The organism is Pseudarthrobacter oxydans (assembly GCF_030812335.1).
In the GTDB taxonomy this organism is placed as follows: domain Bacteria; phylum Actinomycetota; class Actinomycetes; order Actinomycetales; family Micrococcaceae; genus Arthrobacter; species Arthrobacter oxydans_B.
The window spans coordinates 150,216-175,572 of the sequence record NZ_JAUSSN010000008.1 but is presented as its reverse complement, the minus strand read 5'-3'; the positions used below and the strand labels follow the sequence as shown (position 1 = coordinate 175,572).

18 protein-coding genes are annotated in these 25,357 nt (G+C 69.1%); 10 read left to right on the top strand and 8 right to left on the bottom strand.

Annotated features, from left to right (window positions below):
- Positions 1 to 70 precede the first annotated feature (70 nt).
- Entirely contained in the window at positions 71 to 1,804 is a 1,734-nt protein-coding gene (locus J2W14_RS14585; RefSeq protein WP_307463790.1) for a SulP family inorganic anion transporter, read from the bottom strand.
- A gap of 180 nt (positions 1,805 to 1,984) precedes the next feature.
- Positions 1,985 to 3,076: an adenosine deaminase gene (locus J2W14_RS14580; protein ID WP_307463788.1), complete on the bottom strand. Its 1,092-nt coding sequence runs from the start codon at positions 3,074 to 3,076 to the stop codon at positions 1,985 to 1,987.
- A gap of 48 nt (positions 3,077 to 3,124) precedes the next feature.
- Here J2W14_RS14580 and J2W14_RS14575 point away from each other — a divergent pair, with 48 nt between their 5' ends.
- Positions 3,125 to 5,758: an excinuclease ABC subunit UvrA gene (locus J2W14_RS14575; RefSeq protein WP_307463787.1), complete on the top strand. Its 2,634-nt coding sequence runs from the start codon at positions 3,125 to 3,127 to the stop codon at positions 5,756 to 5,758.
- A 188-nt stretch (positions 5,759 to 5,946) separates the two neighbouring features.
- Positions 5,947 to 6,633 (top strand): transglycosylase family protein, encoded by a 687-nt coding sequence (locus tag J2W14_RS14570; RefSeq protein ID WP_307463785.1) that lies wholly within the window; start codon positions 5,947 to 5,949, stop codon positions 6,631 to 6,633.
- Between the two features lie 178 nt (positions 6,634 to 6,811).
- Here the strand turns inward: J2W14_RS14570 and J2W14_RS14565 are convergent, their stop codons facing one another.
- Positions 6,812 to 7,339 (bottom strand): hypothetical protein, encoded by a 528-nt coding sequence (locus J2W14_RS14565; protein WP_307463783.1) that lies wholly within the window; start codon positions 7,337 to 7,339, stop codon positions 6,812 to 6,814.
- A 215-nt stretch (positions 7,340 to 7,554) separates the two neighbouring features.
- Here J2W14_RS14565 and J2W14_RS14560 point away from each other — a divergent pair, with 215 nt between their 5' ends.
- From J2W14_RS14560 to J2W14_RS14530, 7 genes are all read left to right on the top strand, one after another.
- A complete protein-coding gene (locus J2W14_RS14560; protein ID WP_307463781.1) occupies positions 7,555 to 8,457 on the top strand; it encodes an MSMEG_6728 family protein in 903 nt (300 codons plus the stop codon).
- 47 nt (positions 8,458 to 8,504) lie between these two features.
- Positions 8,505 to 9,437 carry an SDR family oxidoreductase gene (locus tag J2W14_RS14555; protein WP_307463779.1) on the top strand — a complete coding sequence of 311 codons (933 nt, stop codon included), beginning with the start codon at positions 8,505 to 8,507 and terminating at the stop codon, positions 9,435 to 9,437.
- Positions 9,438 to 9,482: 45 nt separating this feature from the next.
- Positions 9,483 to 9,872 carry a DUF1622 domain-containing protein gene (locus J2W14_RS14550; RefSeq protein WP_307463777.1) on the top strand — a complete coding sequence of 130 codons (390 nt, stop codon included), beginning with the start codon at positions 9,483 to 9,485 and terminating at the stop codon, positions 9,870 to 9,872.
- A 154-nt stretch (positions 9,873 to 10,026) separates the two neighbouring features.
- Positions 10,027 to 10,878: a DUF2071 domain-containing protein gene (locus tag J2W14_RS14545; RefSeq protein ID WP_307463775.1), complete on the top strand. Its 852-nt coding sequence runs from the start codon at positions 10,027 to 10,029 to the stop codon at positions 10,876 to 10,878.
- 96 nt (positions 10,879 to 10,974) lie between these two features.
- Positions 10,975 to 12,897, top strand: a complete 1,923-nt coding sequence (locus tag J2W14_RS14540) for an HNH endonuclease (protein WP_307463773.1) — start codon at positions 10,975 to 10,977, stop codon at positions 12,895 to 12,897.
- A 111-nt stretch (positions 12,898 to 13,008) separates the two neighbouring features.
- Positions 13,009 to 14,049 (top strand): alpha/beta hydrolase, encoded by a 1,041-nt coding sequence (locus tag J2W14_RS14535; RefSeq protein WP_307463771.1) that lies wholly within the window; start codon positions 13,009 to 13,011, stop codon positions 14,047 to 14,049.
- 87 nt (positions 14,050 to 14,136) lie between these two features.
- The gene (locus J2W14_RS14530; protein WP_307463769.1) at positions 14,137 to 14,535 is read left to right on the top strand and encodes a VOC family protein; all 399 of its coding nucleotides are present in this window, start codon (positions 14,137 to 14,139) and stop codon (positions 14,533 to 14,535) included.
- A gap of 106 nt (positions 14,536 to 14,641) precedes the next feature.
- On the opposite strand, the gene J2W14_RS14525 is transcribed toward J2W14_RS14530, so the two are convergent.
- The 5 genes from J2W14_RS14525 to J2W14_RS14505 all read right to left on the bottom strand — a co-directional run bounded on the left by J2W14_RS14525 (position 14,642) and on the right by J2W14_RS14505 (position 21,468).
- Positions 14,642 to 16,450 (bottom strand): gamma-glutamyltransferase family protein, encoded by a 1,809-nt coding sequence (locus J2W14_RS14525; RefSeq protein WP_307463967.1) that lies wholly within the window; start codon positions 16,448 to 16,450, stop codon positions 14,642 to 14,644.
- Between the two features lie 100 nt (positions 16,451 to 16,550).
- Positions 16,551 to 16,682, bottom strand: coding sequence for an MFS transporter small subunit (locus J2W14_RS14520; protein WP_307463767.1), 132 nt, complete (start codon positions 16,680 to 16,682; stop codon positions 16,551 to 16,553).
- Position 16,683: 1 nt separating this feature from the next.
- The gene (locus J2W14_RS14515) at positions 16,684 to 18,078 is read right to left on the bottom strand and encodes an OFA family MFS transporter (RefSeq protein ID WP_307463765.1); all 1,395 of its coding nucleotides are present in this window, start codon (positions 18,076 to 18,078) and stop codon (positions 16,684 to 16,686) included.
- Between the two features lie 169 nt (positions 18,079 to 18,247).
- Positions 18,248 to 20,695 carry a Tex family protein gene (locus tag J2W14_RS14510; protein WP_307463965.1) on the bottom strand — a complete coding sequence of 816 codons (2,448 nt, stop codon included), beginning with the start codon at positions 20,693 to 20,695 and terminating at the stop codon, positions 18,248 to 18,250.
- Between the two features lie 158 nt (positions 20,696 to 20,853).
- Positions 20,854 to 21,468 (bottom strand): SOUL family heme-binding protein, encoded by a 615-nt coding sequence (locus J2W14_RS14505; RefSeq protein ID WP_307463763.1) that lies wholly within the window; start codon positions 21,466 to 21,468, stop codon positions 20,854 to 20,856.
- A 226-nt stretch (positions 21,469 to 21,694) separates the two neighbouring features.
- Here J2W14_RS14505 and J2W14_RS14500 point away from each other — a divergent pair, with 226 nt between their 5' ends.
- Positions 21,695 to 25,324 carry a TM0106 family RecB-like putative nuclease gene (locus J2W14_RS14500; RefSeq protein ID WP_307463761.1) on the top strand — a complete coding sequence of 1,210 codons (3,630 nt, stop codon included), beginning with the start codon at positions 21,695 to 21,697 and terminating at the stop codon, positions 25,322 to 25,324.
- Positions 25,325 to 25,357 lie beyond the last annotated feature (33 nt).

Here is a 25,357-nt window from a genome sequence, read left to right as displayed (position 1 = left end):
AACACGGGGCCACTTCCGGCCCGTCCCGGACCCTGGGATGGGCCGGGAGTGACCCCGCGTTGTTTGGCCGTCAGTCCCCGGTGCTCCATTCGGCCCCGGTCTCGGCCATGTAGGCGGCCACGGCGGCATCGACGGTGCGGTAGAAGTGGCGCGGGTCGATTTGGCGGGTCAGTTCATAGCGCTCGATCTTCACCCGGACCCCGTGCTTCAGCTCCGCGAACACGAGGGACGTTCCCTGCGCGTTCAGCTCCTGATCCAGCTCGAGCAGCACGTCCGAGGCGGTCGTGTCGACGTCGGTGATGGGTTCGGCCGCGATGACGATCCAGCGCGGCTTGGGTTCGGTGCGTGCCAGCCGCCGGATGTTCTCGCGGAACGGCCTGACGTTGGCGAAGAACAACGGGGCGTCGAAGCGGTAGATCACCAGGCCGGGCAGGTGCTGCGCGTCCGGGTGGAAATGCACATCGTGGAATCCCTCGACTCCCGGCACCCGCCCGATCACCGTCTCGTAGGGCCACCAGGCCCGGCGGAAGATGTTGAGGATGGACAGGCCCACGGCGATGCCGATGCCGGGCAGGACCCCCAGCAGGGTCACCCCGAGGAAGGCCGCGAGCGAGAGATTGAACTCGGTCTTGCGCTGGTGCCAGAGCCGAATGGTGCCCGGGATGTCGGCCAGGGATATTGATGCCGTGATCACGATCGCCGCCAGCGCCGGCTGGGGCAGGTTCCGGAACAGCCCCGGCAGCAGCACCAGCATGAGGAGGATTAGCACGGCACCGGTTACGCCGGTGAGCTGGGTCTTCGAGCCGGCACGTTCCGCGACCGCGGTCCGGGAGCCGCTGGTGCTGACCGGGAAGCCCTGGAACAGGCCCGCTGCGAGGTTCGCTGCCCCGATGCCGATCATTTCCTGGTTGCCGCGGATTTCCTCACCGGAGCGCGCGGCGAACGCCGAGGCTGTCGAGATCGTGTCGGTCAGCGACACCAGCGCGATCCCCAGGGCGCCGGCGAACATCAGGGCAAAGTCCGAGAAGTCCAGGGTGGGGATGGTGAACGGCGGGAAGCCCTGCGGGAGCTCCCCGACCAGTGAGACGCCCCGGTCGGCGAGGCCGAAGAGCGTAGTCGCGCCGATCGCGAGCACCACCATGACCAGCACTGACGGGACCTTGGGCAGCCACCGTTGCAGCGCCAGGATCAGCACGATCCCGCTGATTCCGACGGCGGCCGCGGCCACCACCGCCTCGCCCGCGGCCAGGCCCTGGATGAAGCCGACGAGGTCCCCGATGAAACCCTCGCCGCTCACCGAGAACCCGAAGAGCTTCGGGAGCTGGCCGACCAGAATGGTGATCGCGAGGCCGTTCATGTAGCCGATCATGGTCGGCTTGGAGATGAGGTCCGCGATGAAGCCGAGCTTGGCGACGGACGCGAGGATCATGATGACGCCGACCATCAGCGCGAGCATCGACGCGAGGACGACCGCCTTCTGCGGGTCGCCGTCGGACGCGACGAGCGGCAGGACCGTCGCGGCGATCATCGGGCCGAGCGAGGAGTCCGGCCCGAGCACGAGGATGCGGGACGGGCCGAAGACCGCATAGGCGAGCAGGCACAGGACGGTGGTGTACAGCCCGGTGATCGGGGGCAGCCCGGCCAGTTCCGCGTAAGCCATGCCCTGCGGAACCAGCAGTGTCGCCAGGACGATGCCTGCGACGATGTCCTTGCCGAACCAGCTCTTCTGGTACGTCGCGGCGACGTCGAGCCCTGGCATCAGCTGGCGCAGCCAGCCGCTCCGGCGTTGTCCGGTCGTCGTCATAAGCAGCACTCTGCCGGGCACCGGCGCCCGGTGCATCCTCCGCCGGGGGTGATCCGGGCCGACGGGCGCAGCGGGCCGCGCAGCAGACGGCGGCGGACCGCCGTCACGCCCAATTGCCCTATCAGTTTTGGGCCCTATCCGCCGGTTTTAGCAACCAGGAGTGATAGGGCAACGGGAGGGTTAGTGCCCGGAGGCGGCCAGTTCGGCCAGCAGCTCGGACTTGCGTTCCTCGCTCGCGAAGGAGGAACGGATCGAGTTGGCCGCCATCCGCACGCAGTCGAACTCGGACAGCCCGATCACGGATTTCAGCTGCGCGAAGTTGTCGTCCACGTACCCGCCGAAATACGCCGGGTCATCCGAATTCACGCTCACGTTCAGCCCCGCGGCGAGCATGGCCGGCAGCGGGTGGTCCGCCAGGGTGTCCACCGCGCGGAGCCGGACGTTGGACAGCGGGCACACGGTCAGCGGCGTGAGCTCCTGCACCAGCCGTTCCACCAGGTCCGGGTCCTCCATGCAGCGTATCCCGTGGTCGATCCGTTCGACGTCCAGGAGGTCCAGCGCATCGATGATGTACGACGGCGGGCCCTCCTCGCCGGCGTGCGCGGTCCGGCGCAGCCCGGCGTCCTTGGCCCGGGCGAAGAGCCGTTCGAATTTGGCCGGCGGGTTCCCCACCTCGGCGGAATCCAGGCCGATGCCCGCGATCGGTGCGTTCATGGCGAGCAGCTTCTCCAGCACCTCCAGGGCGGCGTCCTCGGTCAGGTCGCGCAGGAACGCGGCGATGAGCAGGGTGGAGATCCCGAACTCCTCCTCCGACACGGCCAGCACGGACGCCACACCGTTCACGCAGGTCTCCAGGGCCACCCCGCGGGACAGGTGCGCCTGCGGATCCAGCATGATCTCGGCATGCCGGACTCCGGCGAGCGCAGCCCGGGCCAGGTACGCCCGGGTCATGTCCGCGAAGTCCTGTTTGGTCCGCAGCACCGCCATATTGGCGTAGTAGAGGTCCAGGAACGACTGCAGGTCCGTGAATTCATAGCGCGAACGCAACTCGTCCAGGTCCGCGTACGGCAGCTGGATGCCGTTGCGTTCCGCCAGGTCGAAGATCAGCCCGGGCTCGAGGGTTCCCTCGATATGCAAATGCAGCTCAGCGACCGGCAACGGACCGTGAACCTCCTCGGGAACCTCGGCGAAGGCGGGACTCTCGGGGGCGGGAGGTACCGGGCTGTCCGCTGCAGCGTCCCCGGTGGCAGCGACGCCGTCGTTAGTTTCCATTCGGTAAGGATATGCCCGCGGGCAGCAGAGACCGATAGAGTCGATTGGATGCACAGTGATCAGCATGCTTCCCATCTTTCCGTTCCGGCCCTTGAGGGGCTGGGCGCCGACCGTCCCACGGACGGCTTTGTCCGGGTGCGCGGTGCCCGGGAGAACAACCTGCGGAACGTGGACGTGGACGTGCCCCGCGACGCGATCGTCGCGTTCACCGGGGTTTCCGGCTCCGGCAAGTCCTCGCTGGCCTTCGGGACCATCTATGCCGAGGCCCAGCGCCGCTACTTCGAGTCCGTGGCGCCCTACGCCCGCCGGCTGATCCAGCAGGGCCACAACCCCAAGGTGGAAATGATCTCGGGGCTGCCGCCCGCCGTCGCCCTCCAACAGCGCCGCGGCACGCCGAGTTCGCGGTCCACGGTCGGCACGGTCACCACACTTTCCAACTCGCTGCGGATGCTCTTCTCCCGCGCCGGCAGCTACCCGGACGGCGCCGGCCAGCTCGATTCGGACGCGTTCTCCCCCAACACCGCCGCCGGCGCGTGCCCGGAGTGCCACGGCCTCGGCATCGCCCACACCGTCACCGAGTCCTCGCTGGTTCCGGACACCTCACTGAGCGTCCGCGACGGCGCGATCGCCGCCTGGCCCGGCGCCTGGCAGGGCAAGAACCTGCGCGACATCCTCACGCATCTGGGCTACGACGTCGACACCCCCTGGCGGAAGCTGCCCCGGAAGGACCGCGACTGGATCCTCTTCACCGAGGAACAGCCCGTCGTGGAGGTGACGCCCCAGCGCGACCGGGTCGCGAAACCCTACAAGGGCCGCTTCTGGAGCGCCAAGAGCTACGTGCTGCACACCCTCGCCGATTCCAAGAGCACCACGATGCGCGACCGGGTGCTGCGCTTTATGGAAACCGGCCCCTGCCCGGTCTGCGGGGGCTCCGGCCTGACCCCGGCCGCCCTGGCCGTGACGTTCGCCGGCCGCACCATCGCCGAACTCAACGCCGTGCCCATGAGCGAGCTGGCCGGGATCATCCGCCCCACCGCCGAGCTCACGGAGGCCGGCACCGCCTCGCGCAAGCAGAGCTCCGGTGAGTCCAATGAGGTGGCGGTCGCCATCACCCGGGACCTGCTCCAACGCGTCACGGTGCTGCTGGACCTCGGCCTGGGTTACCTCGCGCTGGGCCGGTCCACCCCGACGCTCTCCCCCGGCGAGATGCAGCGGCTGCGGATCGCCACCCAGCTGCGCTCCGGCCTCTTCGGCGTGATCTACGTGCTCGACGAGCCCTCCGCCGGCTTGCACCCGGCCGACGCCGAGCCCCTGCTCGCGGTCCTGGACCAGCTCAAGTCCTCCGGCAACTCGGTGTTCGTGGTGGAGCACAACATGGACATCGTCCGCCGCGCGGACTGGCTGGTCGACGTCGGCCCGCGCGCCGGCGAGGGCGGCGGCGAAGTGCTCTACAGCGGGCCCGTCGCCGGGCTCGCCGAGGTGGAGTCGTCCGTGACCCGGCCGTTCCTGTTCCCCAACGGGTCCGGTGCGTCGACGGGCACCGGGAAAGCGGACGGGTCAGGTACAGCGGACGACGGCGGTTCCCCCGCTGGCGTGCGCCGGGAACCTGACCGCCGGGACGCTGCCGGCTGGCTGGAGCTGCGCGACATCACCCGCCACAACCTGCGCGCCCTCGACGCCGACTTCCCGCTCGGGGTCCTGACCGCGGTCACCGGCGTCTCCGGCTCCGGCAAGTCGACCCTGGTCAGCCAGGTCCTCGCCGAGGTCGTCGGCGCCCGGCTGCATCCGGAGGCGGACGCCACCGCGAAGGCCACCGAGGACCTGGAGTCCGCGGACGCCGAGTCCGCCGGCCCGCTCAGCGTCGGCCCGGTCTCCGGACTGGACCAGCTGGACCGCCTGGTCAAGGTGGACCAGAAGCCGATCGGCCGCACCCCGCGTTCGAACCTCGCCACGTACACGGGTCTCTTTGACGCGGTCCGCAAGGAGTTCGCGGCCACCGACGAGGCCCGGGCCCGCGGTTTCGGCGCCGGCCGCTTCTCCTTCAACGTCGCCGGCGGCCGCTGCGAGACCTGCCAAGGCGAGGGCTTCGTAGCCGTCGAACTGCTGTTCCTGCCCGGCAGCTACGGCCCCTGCCCGGAATGCCACGGCTCCCGCTACAACCCGGAGACCCTCGAGGTCACCTACCGCGGCAAGAACGTGGCAGAGGTCCTGGGCATGACGGTCAATGCCGCAGCGGAGTTCCTGGACGCTGTTCCCGCCGCCGCGCGGAGCCTGCAGACCCTGCGCGAGGTGGGGCTGGGCTACCTCCGGCTCGGCCAGCCCGCCACCGAGCTCTCCGGCGGCGAAGCCCAGCGCATCAAGCTCGCCACCGAGCTGCAGCGCGCCCAGCGCGGGCACTCGCTCTACCTGCTGGACGAGCCCACCACGGGGCTGCACCCGGCCGACGTCGAACTCCTGATGGCGCAGCTGCACCGGCTGGTCGACGCCGGCAACACCGTGATCGTGGTGGAGCACGAGATGGACGTGGTCGCCGCCGCCGACTGGGTGATCGACCTTGGCCCGGCCGGTGGCGACGCCGGCGGCAAGATCATCGCGGTGGGGACGCCCGCCGTCGTCGCCCGGTCCAAAAAGAGCCGGACGGCGCCGTACCTGGCCGCAGTGCTCGGCGGAATAACGGCTTGATAACGGCGGGAGTCTGAATTAGCCTAGTGGGCATGCCCGGACGCCGGGCATGAATGCCCGGTGCTGCCACCACCAGATACTGCCCGACCGGTAGACACCGCAACGACCTCTATTGTCAGGGGCGGGCAGTAGTGCGATAACGTCCGGGGACGGACCGAGCACCGGTGGCCCTCAGGAGCATCACCCCCATGAAGAAATCCACGTACAGCACTGTCGCGCGCCGCGGCGCCACTCTCGCCGCCGTTTCGATCGCCGGCGTTGCACTGTCCGCCTCGGCTGCGAACGCAGCTGTCCCCACCGCCACCGCCAGTTCCGTCTGGGATTCCCTGGCCCAGTGCGAAAGCAGCGGCAACTGGGGCATCAACACCGGTAACGGCTACTCGGGCGGGCTGCAGTTCAGCCCCAGCACCTGGGCGGCCTATGGCGGCACCGGGTCTGCGGCCAACGCCAGCCGTGAGCAGCAGATCGCCGTCGCCGAACGCGTACAGGCCGGCCAGGGCTGGGGAGCCTGGCCGTCCTGCGCCGCGAAGCTGGGCCTGACCGGCGGGGCAGTCGCTCCGCAGAGCGTGCCCGTGACGCAGGCGCCCGCTGCCGTTCCTGCTCCGGCAGCCAAGGCGCCTGCCAAGGCCGTGGCACCGAAGGCTGCGGCACCCAAGGCCGCCGCACCCAAGGCAGCCGCCCCGGCAGCGCGCCACGTGGCCGAAGTCCCCCTGAGCGGCGAGAGCTACACGATCCAGAGCGGGGACACCTTGAGCAAGGTCGCCGACAAGCTCAACATCGCCGGTGGCTGGCAGTTGCTGGCCGATGCCAACGCGGCCACCATCAGCGATCCTGATGTGGTGTTCCCGGGACAGGTGCTGCAGCTTCCCGCCTGAGCTGAGCTCGGCCGGTTCCTGGCCAGCTGACAGCAACGCTTAACCCACGACGCCGGAGCGTTCCCCCAGGGGGACCCTCCGGCGTCGTGCTGTCTTCTTTGGTTCGTTCTTCCCGGGCTGTGGCTGCCGGGGCGTCAACCGGCCAGACTCAGGCGGCCTGAACTCAGGCGGCCTTCACTCAGGCGGCCTGGGGAATCTCGCGGACGATCCGCACTTTCCACGCGGTGTCGTCGCTGGTGTCCAGCAGGGCCACGGTCCCCATGGCGAGGTGCAGCGCCACCCGCTTTGCGGCGAGCAGTTCGAGGTAGAGGTTCTCGTTCATCCGGCCCGGGGCGTCGATGACGTACTTCACGGCGTCGCGGACTTTTCGGTAGTTGTCGCTTTTTTCGCGGTTAAGGTGCAGTTCCAGCATCCGCCGCTGGCGGATCTTGGGCTCGTGGCGGTTCAGCCATGACACGGCAGCGTGGACCGCCACCACCAGGGTCAGCGAGACGACGTAGATCTCCCAGCCGCTGGAGAGCAGGAACAGGGGAAGGTTTCCGATCGCCACGAACGCGATGAACAGCCGGAGCGCGAGCAGACGCCGCATGGTCAGCGCCACGGAGGCCAGTGCCGTCCGGAAACCGTTCTGCTCCTTGCGGGCGGCTGCCGGGTCGATCGTGAACTCCTCCAGGACCAGGACGCCGTTCGCGTCGGGACTCAACAATTGTCCATATTTGGGCAACGGGACAGGCGCAGGCGGCGCCGCAGATGCAGGTACTGGATTCGTCGACATGGGCGCGTGTCTTCCGTGGGGCGGGGCTGTTTTGTGTTAGTTTACGCGCCGACATTGCGACTGTCTGTCCCATTCCAAAATGTGAACACGCTCACCCGCGGCCGCCCGCAATTGGTGCATTGGCTTCTTGGCCTCAAACTGGAGAGATGCAGACTTTTCTCCCGTTCCCCGATTTCCAGCAGAGCGCCGCGGTTTTGGACCGCGCACGGCTCGGCAAGCAGCGCGTCGAAGCGCTGCAGACCCTGCGTGCGCTGGTGATTCCGGAGTACGGCTGGCAGTCGCACCCGGCCATCCGGATGTGGATGGGGTACGTTCCCGCACTGACCCTCTACGGCCTGACCGTGGTCGACGAGTGGACGGCCCGCGGCGGCGAGGACACCACCCGCGAGAAAATCATGGAATTCGCCCCGCAGGCCGCGCACCCTGACTACGCCGCGAAAATCCCCATGCCGCCGTGGCTCGGAGCCCCCGAACTGCACCTGAGCCACCGCTCCCGGCTGATCGCCAAGGACCCGCGGTTTTACACGGAGCTGTTCCCGGATACCGAGCCCGACCTGGAATACGTCTGGCCCGAGCCCCGGCTTGAGCTGGTGCCGGAGGATCCTGCGGGCGACCGCATGTGGGTTCTCCGTCTGCCGCTCGATGACACCGCGCCGGAAAAGCTGGACACCGTCAGCCTGCCGCTGGTGGGCAAGGCGAAGGCCGCCGCCGCGGGCGACGACGAATACCAGTTCGTGTACGCCGATTCCGGCGCCCGCCGCCCCGCGAAGCAGCGCAAGCTCCCGCCGAAGCAGCTCGTGAAGAAGCCCACCCGCAAGCGCCAGCAGCAGGAGGAAGCGTTCAACACCCTTCCCGGCAACTCGACCGTCGCCATCCCGTTCGACGGCGGCGCATCCTTCGCCGTGGGCAAGGTCCTGGGCCGTCCGATCACCGTGGAGGGCCGCTTCGCGCGCAACTTCAAGGTCGACGAGATCCTGAACCGCTCGGACTTTGACTACCCGGCACTGCTGCAGGATCCGCGGGTCTTCTTCCCGATCCCGGCGCGCTAACCGGGATTCGGCGGCCGTGACCGCCGAAAACTGGCAGACTGGCCAGCATGACTGTACTTATGGCCGGTTGCGGCGATCTGGGCACCGAGGCGGGGCTGCGGTTCGCCGCAGCCGGCCACCGGGTGGTCGGCTGGCGGCGTTCGCCGGAGAAACTTCCGGCCGCCATCGAGGGTGCAGCGGCTGACCTGAGCGCCGGGAAACTGCCGCCCATCCCGGCGGACACCACCGCCGTCGTCGTCGCGATTGCGGCGGACTCCCCCACCGAGGCAGCCTACCGCGCGGCGTATGTGGACGGGCTGTCGAACGTGTTGGACGCCGTGTTGGCCTCCGGAGCCCCGGTCCGGCGCGTGCTGTTCGTCTCCTCCACCGCCGTCTACGGCGATGCCGGCGGGAACTGGATTGATGAAACCACGACGCCGGCACCCGGCGGGTTCTCGGGCCGCACCATCCGGGAGGCGGAGGATCTCCTCGCCACCCGGCTGAGCGGGACCGGAATCACTCCGGTGGTGCTGCGGCTCGGCGGTATCTATGGTCCTGGGCGGACCCGGCTCATTGATCAGGTCCGCGGAGGGTCCGCGGTCATTCCGGCCGAGTCACGCTTCACCAACCGCATCCACCGCGACGACGCAGCGGCCGCGATCGTCCACCTGTGCACCATGGAGTCCGTCCCGGGACCGGTGTACCTCGGCGTGGACAACGAGCCCGCCGAGCTGGGTGAGGTGCTGAGCTTCCTGGCCACCGAGCTGGGACTTCCCCGGCCGCCGTCGGGCACCGCTGAGGGCGGCGGGGCGTCGAGCGGCAACTCGCCGAGCGGCGCGGCGAGCGGTGGTGCGCAGAGCGGCGGCGGCGAGCCGTCGCGCGGCGGCAACAAGCGCTGCAGCAATGCGCTGTTGCGGAGCACTGGATTCGAGTTCCGGTACCCGACTTTCCGCGAGGGCTACCGGGACATACTCGCCGGCGTTGGCGTACGGTACCCCTAAGGCGTCCCGTCCAAGCCGCCAGCCAGCAGTCGAGTGAGGGGAACGATGGAACTTCCGGAGATAATCGAAGCTGCCGGCCGCTACATGGACGTTGCCGGTGTGGCCGTCATGGTGATTGGCGCCGTTGTGTCCATCCCGATGGCGCTCCGTGGATTCCGGCCGCGCGGCCATCCTGCGGGTTCCGAGCCGCTCTCCGTCTACCGCTCGTACCGGCAACTGCTGGGCCGCTCCATCTTGCTCGGGCTGGAGCTGCTCGTGGCGGCCGACATCATTCGAACCGTTGCTGTCGCACCCACCTATGAAAGCGTCGGAGTGCTCGCCATCATCGTGCTGATCCGGACCTTCCTGAGCTTCTCCCTCGAGCTTGAAATCACCGGCCGCTGGCCCTGGCAAAAGCAACCCGAAGATTCCTCCGCCGCGTCAACCGGGGTGTGAACCGCTTCCGGGTATCACAGGCTGCCACTAGGCTCGGGACATGAGTGAATCCGCCGCTTCCCTTCCCTTCCCCTGGCCGACGCGACCGGAAAACTCCTCGCTCGCGGGGCGTTTCCGGACAGTGCCCGGCCCCTGAACTAGCGTGCCCGCCTTGATGCGACAGGATCCCTGGCCGAATGCCCCTGAGCTCCCGACGCTGATCATCATGGATCAGCGGTGGACGGACGCGGTCTTCCTGCACTGGCGCATCCCTCATGCCGTCGCGGCGCCGTTCATGCCGCCGGGTGTGGTGCCGGACGAGTTCGACGGATCCGCCTGGGTGGGGCTGATCGGGTTCCGGATGCAGGGCGCCGGTTTGGGCCGCGGGCCTGGGATTCCCTATTTCGGAAGCTTCAACGAGATCAATGTGCGGCTTTACTCCCGCGAGCCCGACGGAACCCGGGGTGTGGTTTTCCTCAGCCTGGATGCGACGCGGCTGGCGGTCGTGCTGGCTGCGCGGGCGGCCGGGATTCCTTATGTGTGGTCACGGGCGGGGTTCCGCGCGGTGGGGGATCTGGATCCGTCCGCCTCTTTGGAGGGCGGACGTCCGGCCGGGCTGACGGGGGCCGCTGGGCCGGCGGGGCAGACGGCACCGTCCGTCCCGGCCGATTCGGTCGATTCGGTCGATTTGGTCGGACCACGGGCCGGATACTGGGTCCGGCGTTTCCGAGGCGGCGCCCGGAGCGACTTTGCGGTCGCCCCGGAGTTCGACGTCGAAGCAACCGATCCGCTGTCCCTCCACGTCACTGCCCGTTTCGGTCTACATACCCGGTTCCGAGATAGGACCCTGTATGTTCCCAACACGCACACGGCGTGGCCACTGTACCGGGCGCAACTGACCCAGCTCGAGGATCAGCTGGTCGCGGCGGCTGGCATTAACGTCGCGGGGCCGCCCGAATCGGTGCTCTTCTCACCCGGGGTTCGCACGCAGTTTGGCCGGCCACGGTTCCTGGATGGCGGGTCCTGAGTCTTCCCGTATCCTCCTGAATCTTCCTGACGCGGGATTCTGACGCCAAGGTAACGGGTCGGAAAAATGTCATAGCTCCCCGGTAAATTTTGTTTCATGGAAACCGTCAGGGATTTCATTCTTTTCGAGGGCACGGACCGGGACGCTGGGAACAGCACCGGCCGCGGTGCCTCCCGGGCCGGACGGCCCGGTATCGACGGTGTGAACGACGCCCTCGCCACCCTCCGGGAGGTGGGTTTGACGGCGGTCGAGGACGCGGCGCTGCTTGGCTTCCAGGCCGCGTCGGACTTCGCCGGCACCGTGGAGGAGCTCTCGCGGATCGCGGAATATCTTCAGCTCGTGGCGGCCGGGGCCGTGGACCGGACCCGCAAACAGGCCGCGGCCGCCGCCATGAGGGCGGGCACGTCGTGGACCACCGGCTGGCGGGAAACCACCGGCCCCGACGCTTTCACGGAGGCCGGGACCGCCGGACCGGACAGCGTGGCCGAGGATACGGCGGCGGGAGCTGTGGACGCCCCGGCAGCCGCTGACGGCCCGGCAGTTGCTGTTGCCGTGGACGCCCCGGCGGTTGCTGCTGTGGATGACGGATACCGGAACACCACAGAGTTCCTGCGGGCGCGGCTGCGGATCAGCGCCGCCGAGGCCCGCCGCCGGCTGTCCCTCGCCGAGAGCCTCTTGCCGCGGCAGGGATTCACCGGCGAACCCCTCCCGCCCGTGCACGGGGAACTCGGCTCCGCCGTCGCCGCCGGCGAGGTCGCGTCCCGGGCCGCGACCATCATCGCCCTGGCCCTGGACCGTGTCCGGCACGTCTCCGACGCCGAGGCCGCCGACCGGATGGAACACGCCCTGACCCGCACCGCGGTCGAGAACGACCCGGACTTCCTGACCCGGGTGGCCCGGAGCTGGACCGATGCGCTGGACCAGGACGGCGCCGAGCCCTCCGAGGAACTCCTGCGCCAGCTCCAGGGCGCCTTCATCCGCAAACCCCGCCACGGACTCCAGCACCTGGAAATCTTCGCGACGGCCGAACAGTTCGAACACCTCCTCACCGTCATGAACACCGCCACCAACCCCCGCACCACCGCCCCGGAAACACCGGGAGCCTCGGGAACCGCGGTGGAGACGCCGGGAACCGCGGCACCGGGAACTGCCGCCGAGGCACCGGGAAGCGCGGCTTCCGGTGCGGGGTCCGCGGGCAGGCCCGCCGCGGCGGCGGCCACCCACTGCGCCGGAGCCGTCACCGACGCCAGCGCCTGGCCCGAGGCCGGCAACAACAGCGGGAACCCTGGCGGCAATAGCAGCGGGAATGACCGCCTGAATGCTGGCGTGGACGTTCCTCTTGACCTGCGCTCACGCCCGCAGAAACTCCTCGACGGCCTCGTCGGCGCCGCCAAGGTCGCCCTCGCCGCCGGCACCCTGCCCGCCGCCGGAGGACTCCGCCCCCAGGTCATGGTCACCATCGACTACCGCGACCTACTCACCCGGCTCGGACACGGCGCCGGGCCCAGCGACGGGCCCACCGACGGCGACGTCCAAGGCACCGCCGGCGGTCCCTTCCGCCCGGGCGTCACGCCGGAGCACACCGGAAACCTGCTCTTCACCGGACCCGTTACCGCCTCCACCGTCCGGAAGATCGCCTGCGACGCGGACATCATCCCCGTCCTCCTCGGCACCGAAGGCCGGATCCTGGACATCGGCCGCACCTCACGGGTCTTCCCGCCGCACATCCGCAAAGCCCTCACCGCCCGCGACCAAGGCTGCGCGTTCCCCGGCTGCACCATCCCCGCACCCTGGTGCGAAGCGCACCACATCGACTACTGGTCCCGCGGCGGAACCACCGGCACCGAGAACGCCGCACTTCTCTGTTCCCACCACCACCACCTGATCCACAAAGAACACTGGACCATCCAGGTCCGCACCGGCATCCCCTGGTTCATCCCGCCCCCACACCTCGACCCACGCCAAAAACCCCGACGCAACTACTACTTCCACCCCACAGACCTCGCCACCGCAGCCTGACCGTGCGGCCGATGAGGGCCGCAGGCAGGCAGGCAGCGGGCGAAGAGATCAAAGGTGGCGTTGGGACTTTCCAGGATCCAGCTATCTCGATCATGGAGATAAAATCGAACTGTGAAGGATGCCAGACCGGACGACCCCGAACACTCGACGCACCTCAGCGCGGAAGTCCTGGACTGGAGCGGCGTCGTCGCCGCTTTGGCGCTGATCGTGGTCCCGCTATGGATGTTGCTTGGCAACAGCGCCGTCCTCGGGGGCCACCCCGCCCTGCCCATCCTGCTCTCGGCAGCTGCCGCGCTCGGCTTCCTCTGGATGTTCAGGCTGGTCACACGCTCGGCTCTGCTCGAACGCTGGAACCACGACAACCACACGGACCTGCCAGAACACCAACGGGCGCAGCGCCACGTGTCGGGCCGGCAACTGCTCCGCGGCCTCGCGGGCCGGATTGTTGCTTTGGGCCTGGTCGCGGCTCTGGCGTGGCTCAATCCGTTTACGTACCAGCCCGGCGGTAGTGCCGGCGAGGCACTAGGGTCGCCCGGGACTACGCCTACCAGCACCACCGAAGACGCCACGACCATCACTCTCGCCCCGGAAGGGAAGGCCAGAGCGGGCCTCGTCTTCTACCCGGGGGCTCGGGTTGATGCGCGCGCCTACCAGGACATCCTGCGCCCGCTCGCGAACGCAGGCTATCTGGTCGTCGTCTTGAAAGTACCTCTGGGCATTTCTCTGCTGCACCCAGGCCAGGCACGCGGAGCCATCGACCGGCACCCCGAGATCACCACGTGGGCGGTTGGTGGCCACTCGCTGGGAGGAGTCAGCGCGTCAGCCTTCGCGCAGGCGAACCCCGAGGTGTCCGGACTTCTGCTGTTTGCCTCGTACCCCGCGGACAGCATGGCGGAGTCCGGTGACCTCGCGGTGCTGTCGATCTCCGGCTCGAACGATGGCCTCACCACTCCGGACAAGATCGCGGCGTCGAAGCCGATGCTTCCCCCGACCGCCATCTACACAACAGTGGAAGGCGGCGTGCACGCCTTCTTCGGGGACTACGGTGAGCAACCCGGGGACGGCGAGCCGGGCATCTCCCGCGAACAGGCACAGCAGCAGATCGCCGCGGAGTCGGTCCGCTTCATGGACCGGCTCGTGAGGGCCGGCTAACAGTCGTTGCCTCGGCCCCGTCGCAGGCGGCCGCCTTCTGCCACGATGGAAGCATCCGGCATCGCACCGCGAACGAGGAGGCACCGCATGCTCAACCGCTTCTACGTCAATCCAATCCTGCCCGCCCAGGACGGAGACCGCGCCCGAAGGTTCTACCGTGACGTCCTCGGCCTCGACCTACTCACCGGCCCAACAGACGACCCCATGGTGTTCGGCGCGGCAAACGGCTCGAGCATTGCACTGAGCGAAATGCCGGACCGCGTTCCGCCGCCCTACCCCATGATCAGTTTCATGGTCACCGGCATCGAGGAAGTCGTCGAGCTGCTCAAGGCCCGTGGCGCCACGTTCCAGCCACCCGCCCCGGCCAGCTTCGCCGGCGTCGAAGGCAGGACCAGCGGGGACGTCATGGACTTCGGCCCGGCGAAATCAGCGTTCCTGGAAGACTCCGAAGGCAACCTGATCGCGCTCAACGAATTCCTCGGCTGAGAGCCTGAACGTCCTGCTCCTCCGGGCCGACACGTCAGGCAGGCTCAGGACGAGGAACGCAGACCTCAGAACTCCACGCTGCGCGTCCCCCGGCACGATTCCACGCCTAGCGTCCCGCAGCGTACCCCTGCGCGCCGCGGGGGTTGGCTGCCGCCTGGAGGACGCCGGTTGCAGGATCACGAACGACGGCGGACAGCCGCCCCAGCGCCCAGCCGCCCGCGCGGGTGATGACATGACCGCGGCGTTCCAGACCCGCAATGACGTCCTCCCCCAGCCGGTCCTCGACGACGGCGCCGCCGGGTTCCCAGGTGCGCGGCCAGAACGACCCGGGCATCGACGTCGTATGGAAGGTGGGGGCGTCGACGGCCTGCTGCGGTGAGTAGCCGCCGACGATCGTGCGCAGCAGGTACGGCAACTGCCACTGATCCTGCTGGTCACCGCCCGGCGAACCGAGCGCGGTGACGGCCGTGCCGTCCCGCAGCACCAGGGTCGGGGTCAGCGTGGTGCGCGGCCGTTTGCCCGGCGTCAGGGTGGACGGTGTGCCCGGTTCCAGCCAGGTCATCTGCAGCCGGGTACCGAGGCAGAAACCCAGCTCCGGGATGGCGGGTGAGGACTGCAGCCAGCCGCCGGAGGGGGTGGCCGAGACCATGTTGCCCCAGCGGTCCACGACGTCGATATGGCAGGTGTCGCCGCGGGTTTCCCCGCTCGGCGCCACGGTCGGCTCCCCCACGCCGAGCCCGGCGGAGCCCCCGGCCCCGAGCGCCGGCGGCGTGTAGTGGGTGCGCAGCGGTGGCAGGTACGGCGCCCTCCCGGGTACCGAACCGGGCCGGAATTCGTGCGAGGCCCGCTCGCCGATCAGCGCCCGGCGGCCGGCGCAGTACTCCTCGGACAGGAGGTACTCCAGCGGCACGTCGGTGTCGCCGTAGTACGCTTCGCGGTCCGCGAGCGCCAGCTTCTGGGCCTCCAGGATGGTGTGCGCGCCGAGCTCGGTGGACGGATCGAGGTACTCGTCGTCGAACCCCTCGAGCAGCGCAAGGGTCTGCAGCAGCGCCGGGCCCTGGCCCCACGGCCCCGTCTTGGCGACCGTGCGCCCGCGGAACTCGACCGTGACAGCCGGCTCGTAGCCGGCCTCGAACCCCGCGAGATCCTGCAGTGTGAGGACACCGCGGTGGTCCGTGCCGGAGGAATGCCGGTGCGGGGTCTGGACGGAGTCCACCATGGCCTGGGCCACGAAGCCCTCGCGCCATTCGCGGCGGGCCGCGTCGATCCTGCCCTCGCGGGACTGCCCAGCCGGAGAGACAACCCGAGTCCCGGCCGGAGCAACCACCGCAGACTCCAGCGGACCGGCGGTCCCGGCGTCGACGAGCCGCTGCAAGGTCCGGGCGTAGGCCGGGTTCCGGACCAGCTCCCCCTCGGCCGGGATCCGGCCGCCGGGCATCCAGAGTTCGGCCGAGGTGGGCCAGTGCGTCTGGAACAGCTCCGCCACCGCTGCGATCGTCATCCCGACCCGGCCCAGCATCGGGTGCCCGTCGCGGGCATAGCCGATCGCGAATTCCAGTACCTCGTCCAGTTCCCACGTCCCGCGGTCGCGCAGCAGCAGGAGCCAGGCGTCGACGGCGGCGGGCACCGCGGCGGCCAGCGCCCCCGAGCCCGGCACCAGTTCCAGGCCCTCGGCGAGATAGTGCTCCACGGTGGCTCCGGCCGGGGCCGGGCCCTGGCCCATCAGGACCACCGGCGTGCCCGGTGCCTCGGCGGTGACGAAGACGCCGGTCATGTCCCCGCCGGGCCCGTTCAGGTGCGGCTCAACGACGTGCAGCACGAACGCTCCCGCTGTCGCGGCGTCGAACGCGTTACCGCCGCGTTCCAGCACGGCCTGAGCCGCCGCCGTCGCCAGCCAGTGCGTGGACGCGCTCATCCCGAAGGTGCCCTGCAGTGTGGGCCGGGTGGTGAAGGTCACCGGGGGCGTGAATGACGCGGCAGCGGCGTGTGCGGTGGCCGTGGACCCTCCAGCGGTGTCAGCCAAACAGGGCCGCCACTCGCGTCAGGGTTTCGTACACGCCGTACCCCAGCGGCACTCCAACCAGCGCCCAGGCAGCGACCAGCCTCCCGGTGGTGGACGGTTTCACCGATGTTTGTACTGTGCTCATCTCAGGCCTCCATGGCGGGTTCTTCGGCCCGGACGCGGTCCGGGCGTGGTTCGTGGAAACGGGCGTCGACCGGTTTGACCAGCAGGTTAGCCACAAAACCGATGATCAGCAGCCCCACCATGGTCAGCAGTGCGGGCTGGTAGGACGCGGCAGTCAGCTGGCCGGGCTTGCCCTGGGCATCCAGGAAGGCGTTGACGATCAGCGGCCCGGCGATGCCGGCCGCGGACCACGCGGTGAGGAGCCGGCCGTGGATCGCCCCGACCTGGAACGTGCCGAAGAGATCTCGCAGGTAGGCCGGGACGGTCGCGAAGCCGCCGCCGTAGAAGGAGATGATGACGAACGCCAGCGCCACGTAGAGGAAGGTGCTGGAGGACCCGCCCAGTGCCAGGACCGTGTAGAGCACGGCGCCGACCCCGAGGTACATCATGTAGATGCGCTTGCGGCCGGTCACATCGGAGGTGGCGGACCAGGCGAAGCGGCCGGACATGTTGCCTATTGAGAGCAGCCCGACGAAGCCGGAGGCGACGGCGGCGCTGACCAGGGACACGCCGTCGGACTGGCGGAAGAAGTCCTGGATCATCGGGGCGGCCTGCTCCAGGATGCCGATGCCGGCGGTGACGTTGCAGAAAAGGGCGATCCAGACGAGCCAGAACTGCTTGGTCTTGACGGCGTTCTTGGCGGAGACGTTGTCGGTGGTGACAAGCGTGGCGGTCTTGACCTTGGAGGGGTCAAAGCCGGCCGGCTTCCAGCCCTCGGCCGGGACCTTGATCGTGAAGGCGCCGAACAGCATGTAGGCGAGGTAGACGACGGCGAGGGTCAGGAAGAGCTTGCCGACGGAGTCGCCGCTGGCCACCCAGCCCTGGGCGCCGGAATTCGGGTCGTACATTTTCAGCAGCCCTGTGGAGACCGGGCTGGCGATCAGGGCACCGCCGCCGAAGCCCATGATGGCCATGCCGGTCGCGAGGCCCGGACGGTCGGGGAACCATTTGATCAGGGTGGACACCGGCGAGATGTAGCCGATCCCGAGTCCGATGCCGCCGATGAAGCCGTAGCCCAGGTAGACGAGCCAGAGCTGGCCGCTGAAGATGCCGAGCGAGCCGATCAGGAAGCCGCTGGCCCAGAACATCGCCGAGGTGAACATCGCCTTGCGCGGACCGTTCTTATCCACCCACGTGCCCATGATGGCGGCGGAGAGTCCCAGCATCACGATGGCGATCGAGAAGATCACACCGATCTCGGTCAGGCTGGCGCCGAAGTGCTTTACCAGCGCCGTCTTGTAGACACTCGTCGCGTACGCCTGGCCGATGCACAGGTGCACGGCGAGCGCTGCGGGCGGCACCAGCCACCGGTTGAATCCGGGTGGGGCAATCGTTCGTTCACGGTCTAGCCAGCCCATAAGTGCTCCCATTACTTGTCGAAGACGTCGGTGTCCCAACGGCGTAGAGGCGAACGGCCTCAATTCGGCCGTTGCCTCCGGCAATCATGGTGCAAATCGACAGCAAACGTACTATTTATGCGACGAGCGGTAGGAAATCCGCGATGAACGGACGGATTACCTCCGGGCCCTACTTTCCAAGTCCGGCCTTCCGCAGCGCCTCCGCCATCGCCGTGTTGGCAGGCGCCGGAACAGGAGTCGACCGCTGAGGCTGCCTGGCGGGGGTCCTCCGGTCGGGTGCCGGCTTGCCGGCCGGCTGACCGGTCGGCTTACCGGAGGGCTGTCCGGACGGCTGCTGAGCCGCCTGTGGAGCCGTCTGCCGCGGGCGGTCCGGCCGGTCAGCCGCACGTCCACCGGCACGGGATCCGCCGGCGGCCGATCCACCGGCAACCGGTTCGTCGTCGAGCCGCAGCGTCAGCGAGATGCGCTTCCGCTCCGGATCGGCCTCCAGCACCTTGACCCGCACCACCTGGCCGGACTTGACCACTTCCCGCGGATCGGACACGAAGCGGTTGGCCAGCGCGGAGACGTGCACCAGGCCGTCCTGGTGCACCCCGACGTCGACAAACGCGCCGAACGCCGCCACATTGGTCACCGTCCCCTCCAGCACCATCCCGGGCCGGAGGTCCGAGATCTTCTCGATGCCTTCCGCGAACGTCACCGCCGCGAAGGCCGGACGCGGGTCACGGCCGGGCTTCTCGAGTTCGGCGATGATGTCCTGCACCGTGGGCAGGCCGAAGGAGCCGTCGACGAAGTCCTGCGGGTTCAGGGCGGCGAAGCTTCCCGCGGCCGGGGCCTTCCCGCCAGCGGCGGCCTTGATCCTGCGCGCCACCGGGTACGCCTCCGGGTGCACGCTGGAGGCGTCCAGCGGCTCCGCTCCCCCGATGATCCGCAGGAAGCCGGCGCACTGTTCGAACGCCTTGGCGCCGAGCCTGGGAACCTTCTTCAGCTCGCTGCGTTTGCTGAACGGGCCGTGCTCGTTCCGGTACGCCACGATGTTCTCGCTCAGCAGCGGCCCGACGCCGGCCACCCGGCTCAGCAGCGCCGGGGAGGCGGTGTTGACGTCCACGCCCACCGCGTTCACGCAGTCCTCGACGACGGCATCGAGGCTGCGGTCGAGTTTGGCGGCCGTGACGTCGTGCTGGTACTGCCCGACGCCGATCGACTTCGGCTCGATCTTCACCAGCTCCGCGAGCGGATCCTGCAGGCGCCGCGCGATGGACACGGCACCCCGCAGGGACACGTCCATGCCAGGCAGCTCGGCGGAGGCCAGCGCCGACGCGGAGTACACCGAGGCGCCCGCTTCGGAGACCACAATCTTCTGGGGCTTGGCCGTGCCTGCTGAAGCAGCGCCCGACGCCGTGAGCTGCTTGAGCAGTTCCGCGGCGAGCTTGTCGGTCTCCCGCGACGCGGTGCCGTTGCCGATCGCCACCAGCTCGACGCGGTGCTTCCGGGCCAGGTCCACGAGCGTCCGCAGCGCCTCGTCCCACTTCCGGGCCGGGGCGTGCGGGTAGATCGTGTCCGTCGCCACCACCTTGCCGGTGCCGTCCACCACCGCGACCTTCACCCCGGTGCGCAGTCCCGGGTCCAGGCCCAGGGTGGCGCGGTTTCCGGCCGGTGCGGCGAGGAGCACGTCCCGGAGGTTGGCGGCGAAGACCCGAACGGCCTCGTCCTCGGCGGCGGCGAACATCCGGCTCCGCAGGTCTGCGGTCAGCCGGGCCAGCACCCGCGAGCGCCAGGCGAGCTGCGCGGTCTGCAGCAGCCACGCGTCGGCGGGCCGGCCGCGGTCGGCGACCCCGAGGAACCGGGCCACGGCGGCTTCGTACCGGCCGCCCGCGGCGGTGAGGGCGGCGTCGTCGTTCGGTTCAGCCTCGGTCAGATCCAGCTCCAGCACCCCGTCCTTCTCGCCGCGCAGCAGCGCCAGGACACGGTGCGAGGGCATCCCGGACGGCTGCTGGGAGAACTCGAAATAGTCCTTGAACTTCTGCCCCTCGGCGTCCTTGCCCTTCTTCACGCGGGAGACCATCCGGCCCTGCGTCCAGAGCCGCTCCCGCAGCGTGGCGGCCAGATCGGGGTCCTGCGCGACACGCTCCACCAGGATGGAGCGGGCGCCGGCGAGCGCCGCGGCGGCGTCGACGATGGCATGTTCGGCGTTGAGGTACCGGGCGGCTTCGCGTTCCGGATCCAGCTCCGGCCGCTTCAGCAGAGCGTCGGCGAGCGGCTCCAGCCCGGCCTCGCGGGCGATCTGCGCCTTGGTCCGCCGTTTGGTCTTGAACGGCAGGTAGATGTCCTCCAGCCGCGACTTTGTCTCGGCGCCGACGACGGCGGCCTGCAGTCCCGGGGTCAGGGCACCCTGCGCGGCGATCGCCTCCAGAACGGTCCGGCGGCGGTCCTCGAGCTCGCGGAGGTAGCGCAGCCGCTCGTCGAGTTCGCGGAGCTGGGTGTCGTCGAGCGTCCCGGTGGCTTCCTTGCGGTACCGGGCGATGAACGGCACGGTGGAGCCGGCGTCGAGCAGGTCCACGGCCGCCTTAACCTGCCACGCCTGCACGCCGAGCTCGGCGGCGATCTGGGCAGCGATGCCGGACTCCTGCGTGTGCGGGGACTGGGGGTGCTGGGCCTGTGCCTGCCGGGCCTGAGTCTGGGGAGGCTGGGCACCGGCGGACGGAGTCCGGGGCTGCGGTGCGGAGGCTGAACTGGCGGGGCGCTGCGGGAGTTGAGTCACCCTGCCATTTTGCCTTACCCGGCTCCGGGGCCGGGCTCGCCCGACTCGGGGTGGGGCTCCTGCACGTCCTGGATAACCTCGTTGCGGCGCAGGAACCACGGTTTGAACGGCGGATCAAAGCGGGCGAACCGTGGCGGCCCCGCCGGAGTCAGCCCGGCCAGCACCAGTGCCGCCTGCAGGCCGGTGTTGCGCCGTTCAAAGGCAGCTTCCGAGCCGCTGCCCGAGAACCGCAGAGCAGCCGCCAGAGACCCGGGGACGGTCCGGATCTTGACCTGGGGGTCGGCCGGGACCGGGGCCGTCTCCGCCGTCACGCCTGCGGGGAGCACAAAGGCAACGACAAAGTCAGCGCTACCTTCCTTTCCCGGCAGCGGACCGCTCTGGAGCACCGGGGCGGTCATCGCCAGCTTCTGCGAAGGACCGAGCTCCTGGATCACCGGGGCTGTCATCGCCAGCTTCTGCCGGGCGGTGTTGCTGCCGCTGATGTAGTTGAACAGGTGCCGGAAGGCAGCATTCCCGGCCTGGTCAAACGTCGCATTGACCTGAATTTCGGCCACAACGTGCGAGGGATAGCGGCGCAGCTCGAAGTGCGGGAAGCGCTGGACCAGCTCGTAGTGCTGCTGTTCGGTCATGGTCCCAGACCCTACGCCGATCCACCGACTGGAAACAACGGTCTTTTGCCCGTTCCTGGTGGCTGGTTCCTGGCTCGTGGCTCGTGGCTCGTGGCTCGTGGCTCGTGGCTCGTGATGGATTGTCAGAGGGCTTTGATAGCTTGAATAGCAGACGGACAGGCTGTGCTGACTGCAGGTCGTAGGCAGCAAGCCGTTACGTCCGCGGCGCACGAACATCGGGGGCACAGTGTTTCTTCTTGAACCGGAAGTAGCCGGCACCGCGCAGGAGCTGGTCTTCTCCGCGAGCGACCTCGTCACGGCCGCCAGCTGCGAGTACCAGCTGCTGCGCAGACTCGACGAGAAGCTCGGCCGCACGCCGAAGGCCGCCTTCGACGCCGATGAGATGCTCAAGCATGCAGCAGTGCTGGGTGACCGCCATGAGCTCAGGGTCCTCGAGGGTTTCGTCGAGGAGTTCGGACACTGGGATCCGGCCTCCGGACACGGTGTGTACGACGTCGTGCCGGCACAGACTATGGACCGCGCCACCCTGCTGGCCAAGCACCGGGAATCTCTGGACGCCCTGCGCTCCGGCGCCGACGTCGTGTTCCAGGCCGCCTTCTTCGACGGCCAGTTCCATGGCCGCTCCGACTTCCTGGTCCGCCAGGCCGACGGCAGCTACGCCGTCTTCGACTCCAAACTGGCCCGCCATGCGAAGGTGACCGCGCTGCTCCAGCTGGCCGCCTACGGCGATCAGCTGCTCAAGGCCGGGATACCACCGTCCCCGGTTGTGACCCTGGTCCTCGGCGCCACGGTCCCGGTCCCGGGCGGCGGTTTCGACTACGTCCGCAGCCACCACAAACTGTCGGAAATCCTGCCGGTCTTCCGCGAGCGGCGGGACCGCTTCCTGGCCTTGACCTCCTCGCATCTGGCGCAGCCCGGCACCGTGCAATGGGGCGCGCCCGGGCTCAGCGCCTGTGGCCGCTGCGACTACTGCCAGGAGCAGGTCGTGGCCACCGACGATCTGCTGCTCGTGGCGCGGATGAACTCGGCGCAACGCAAGGCACTCCATGAACGGAGCATCTTTACGGTCAAGGAGCTGGCGGAAGCCCGGCTTCCCGGGGCGAACGGTGCATTGCTGCGCCTGCAGGACCAGGCACGGATGCAGAGCGGCATCGGTCCCTCGGAGGGGGAAGTCCGGTACGTTAAGGACGGCGAAGAGCACACCATCCGTTTTGGGGTGATTCCGGAAAACACGCTTGCCGAACTGCCCCCGCCCAGCGCGGGCGACATTTTCTTCGACTTCGAGGGCGATCCGCTGTGGCAGGAGAGCGCCACCGGGGTCTGGGGACTGGAGTACCTGTTCGGCGTCATCGAAGCGCCGACGGGTCCCGGCGTCCCCGGGGTGTTCCGGCCGTTCTGGGCGCACAGCCGCGAAGCGGAGAAACAGGCCTTCCTCGATTTCCTCAACTACGTGCAGAAACGCCGGCAGGTCCACCCGGACATGCACGTCTACCACTACGCCCCTTACGAGAAGACGGCGCTCCGGAAGCTCTCCGTGCTGCACGTCGCCGGCGAAGACATCGTGGACGAGTGGCTGCGTGCGGGGCTCCTGGTGGACCTCTACCAGACGGTCCGCAACAGCATCCGGATCTCCGAGAATTCCTACAGCATCAAGAAACTCGAGCCGCTGTACATGGGGACGAACCTGCGTTCCGGGGATGTGAAGGACGCCGGCGCCTCCGTGGTCGCCTACGCCCACTACTGCCACGCGCGCGACGACGGCCGGGCCGAGGAAGCGGCCGGCATCCTCGCCGGGATCTCCGACTACAACGAATACGACTGCCTCTCCACGCTGGAGCTTCGGAACTGGCTCCTCGGGCTGGCTCAGGAGCGCGGGATCAAGCCGGCCGGAGACGGCGCCGGGTCCGCCGCCATCTCCACGGCCGGCCACGGGCTGGCGGACGCCGCGCTGGACGTCGCGCCGGGTGAAGCTGACCTGGACCCGCTGGAAGCGGCGCTGGCCGGGCTGGCGGATGCCGCCGTCGGGCTGTCCGAGGACGACCGAAAGGCGGTTTCCATGCTGGCGGCTGCGGTCAGCTATCACCGCCGGGAGCGCAAGGCCTTCTGGTGGGCGCACTTCGACCGCTGCGAGAACGGGCCGGACACGCATCACCGGCAGGACCGCAACGTCTTCCTCGTCGAGGAGGCGGAGGTGCTGGAGGACTGGTGGAAAGACGGCGCCAAACTTCCGGAGCGGAGAGTGAAGCTGATTGGCACGGTCAGTCCGGGATCGGACCTCCGTGAGGGCAGCACGTGGTTCCGCATGTATGAGCCGCCGCTGCCGGCCGGGCTGGAGGGCACCGGGAGCAACGGAACCGGACGCAACGGGTGGTTCGGCACCGAGGTTTTGGAACTGGGCCACGAGGACGGCAAGGACACCGTCGTCATCCGGGACAAGCTCCGCAAGAACACCGAACCGTATTTCCAGGTCCCGGTCGCGCTGACCGAGGACCAACCCATCCAGACCAAGAGCCTGGAGGATGCCCTGGCGGCCCTGGCCTCCGCCGCCGCTGCGGGACTGCAGTCCCACCCGCCTGTGTTTCCGCGCCATCCGGCCCTGGATCTCATCCGCCGGGTTCCGCCTCGGCTGGCCTCGGGGGCGGCGCTGCCCGTGCCGGGCGAGGGCCCGGACCGGTTCATCGACGCGATTACCGCGGCGGTGCTGGCCCTGGATCACTCCTACATCGCCGTCCAGGGGCCGCCCGGAACCGGCAAGACCCATGTGGGATCGCACGTCATCGCTAGGCTGGTGGACCGGGGGTGGAAAGTCGGCGTCGTCGGGCAGTCCCATGCCGTGGTCGAAAACCTGCTGAAGACCGCGGTGACCAAGGCCGGCGTCGATCCGGGGCGCGTGGCCAAGGATGTGAAACACGCGGAGCCGCTCCCCTGGGAGCAGCGGTCGGCGAAGGACGTCGCACGCCTGCTGGGCTCGCCGGGCGGGGCGCTCATCGGCGGGACCGCCTGGACCATGACGGGAGCCAACGTCCCGGCGGGGTCGCTGGATCTGCTGGTGATCGACGAGGCCGGGCAGTTCTCGCTGGCCAACACCCTCGCCGTGGCGCAGGCGAGCAGCCGCCTGCTGCTGCTCGGTGATCCCCAACAGTTGCCGCAGGTCAGCCAGGGCGCGCACCCCGAGCCTGTGGACGAGTCAGCCCTGGGCTGGGTCTCGGCCGGTCATGCCACGCTGCCGCCGGACCTGGGCTATTTCCTGGCCGACTCGTGGCGGATGACGTCCGAGTTGTGCCGGGCCGTCTCCGAGCTCTCCTATGAGGGGAAGTTGCGCTCAGCTCCGGCGGCGGACCTCCGGCGGCTCGAAGGGGTTCCGGCCGGGATCGAAACCGTCATGGTGGACCACAGCGGCAACGTCACGTCGTCGACCGAGGAAGCCGCCGAGGTCGTCCGCCAGGTGCGGCGCCATCTGGGGCTGAGCTGGCACTCGGAACAGGGCACCCGGCCGCTGGACGTGGCGGACATCCTGGTGGTCGCCGCCTACAACGCCCAGGTCAACGTGATCCGCGACGCGCTCGATGCGGCGGCCCTGGCCGGCGTCCGGGTGGGAACCGTGGACAAGTTCCAGGGCCAGGAGGCCGCCGTGGTGATCGTGTCCATGGCGTGCTCCGCGGTGGCCGAAGCTCCGCGCGGCATGGAATTCCTGCTCTCACGCAACCGGATCAATGTGGCGGTGTCCCGCGGCCAGTGGCGCGCCGTCGTGGTCCGCGCGCCCGAGCTGACCAACCACCTCCCCGCCCACCCCGAAGGCCTGGAGCAGCTGGGCGGTTTCATCGGGCTGTGCCAGAGGTCCGTCGCCTCCAGCTAAACGGGACATGCCCATTCTTCACGGCCAAGGCCG

What these genes read in the sequence shown, in the direction of transcription:
- J2W14_RS14585 (WP_307463790.1), bottom strand. Translation starts at nt 1,804, where the DNA reads ATGACGACGACCGGACAACGCCGGAGCGGCTGGCTGCGCCAGCTGATG.
- J2W14_RS14580 (WP_307463788.1), bottom strand. Translation starts at nt 3,076, where the DNA reads ATGGAAACTAACGACGGCGTCGCTGCCACCGGGGACGCTGCAGCGGAC.
- J2W14_RS14575 (WP_307463787.1), top strand. Translation starts at nt 3,125, where the DNA reads ATGCACAGTGATCAGCATGCTTCCCATCTTTCCGTTCCGGCCCTTGAG.
- J2W14_RS14570 (WP_307463785.1), top strand. Translation starts at nt 5,947, where the DNA reads ATGAAGAAATCCACGTACAGCACTGTCGCGCGCCGCGGCGCCACTCTC.
- J2W14_RS14560 (WP_307463781.1), top strand. Translation starts at nt 7,555, where the DNA reads ATGCAGACTTTTCTCCCGTTCCCCGATTTCCAGCAGAGCGCCGCGGTT.
- J2W14_RS14555 (WP_307463779.1), top strand. Translation starts at nt 8,505, where the DNA reads ATGACTGTACTTATGGCCGGTTGCGGCGATCTGGGCACCGAGGCGGGG.
- J2W14_RS14550 (WP_307463777.1), top strand. Translation starts at nt 9,483, where the DNA reads ATGGAACTTCCGGAGATAATCGAAGCTGCCGGCCGCTACATGGACGTT.
- J2W14_RS14545 (WP_307463775.1), top strand. Translation starts at nt 10,027, where the DNA reads ATGCGACAGGATCCCTGGCCGAATGCCCCTGAGCTCCCGACGCTGATC.
- J2W14_RS14540 (WP_307463773.1), top strand. Translation starts at nt 10,975, where the DNA reads ATGGAAACCGTCAGGGATTTCATTCTTTTCGAGGGCACGGACCGGGAC.
- J2W14_RS14530 (WP_307463769.1), top strand. Translation starts at nt 14,137, where the DNA reads ATGCTCAACCGCTTCTACGTCAATCCAATCCTGCCCGCCCAGGACGGA.
- J2W14_RS14525 (WP_307463967.1), bottom strand. Translation starts at nt 16,450, where the DNA reads ATGAGCGCGTCCACGCACTGGCTGGCGACGGCGGCGGCTCAGGCCGTG.
- J2W14_RS14520 (WP_307463767.1), bottom strand. Translation starts at nt 16,682, where the DNA reads ATGAGCACAGTACAAACATCGGTGAAACCGTCCACCACCGGGAGGCTG.
- J2W14_RS14515 (WP_307463765.1), bottom strand. Translation starts at nt 18,078, where the DNA reads ATGGGCTGGCTAGACCGTGAACGAACGATTGCCCCACCCGGATTCAAC.
- J2W14_RS14505 (WP_307463763.1), bottom strand. Translation starts at nt 21,468, where the DNA reads ATGACCGAACAGCAGCACTACGAGCTGGTCCAGCGCTTCCCGCACTTC.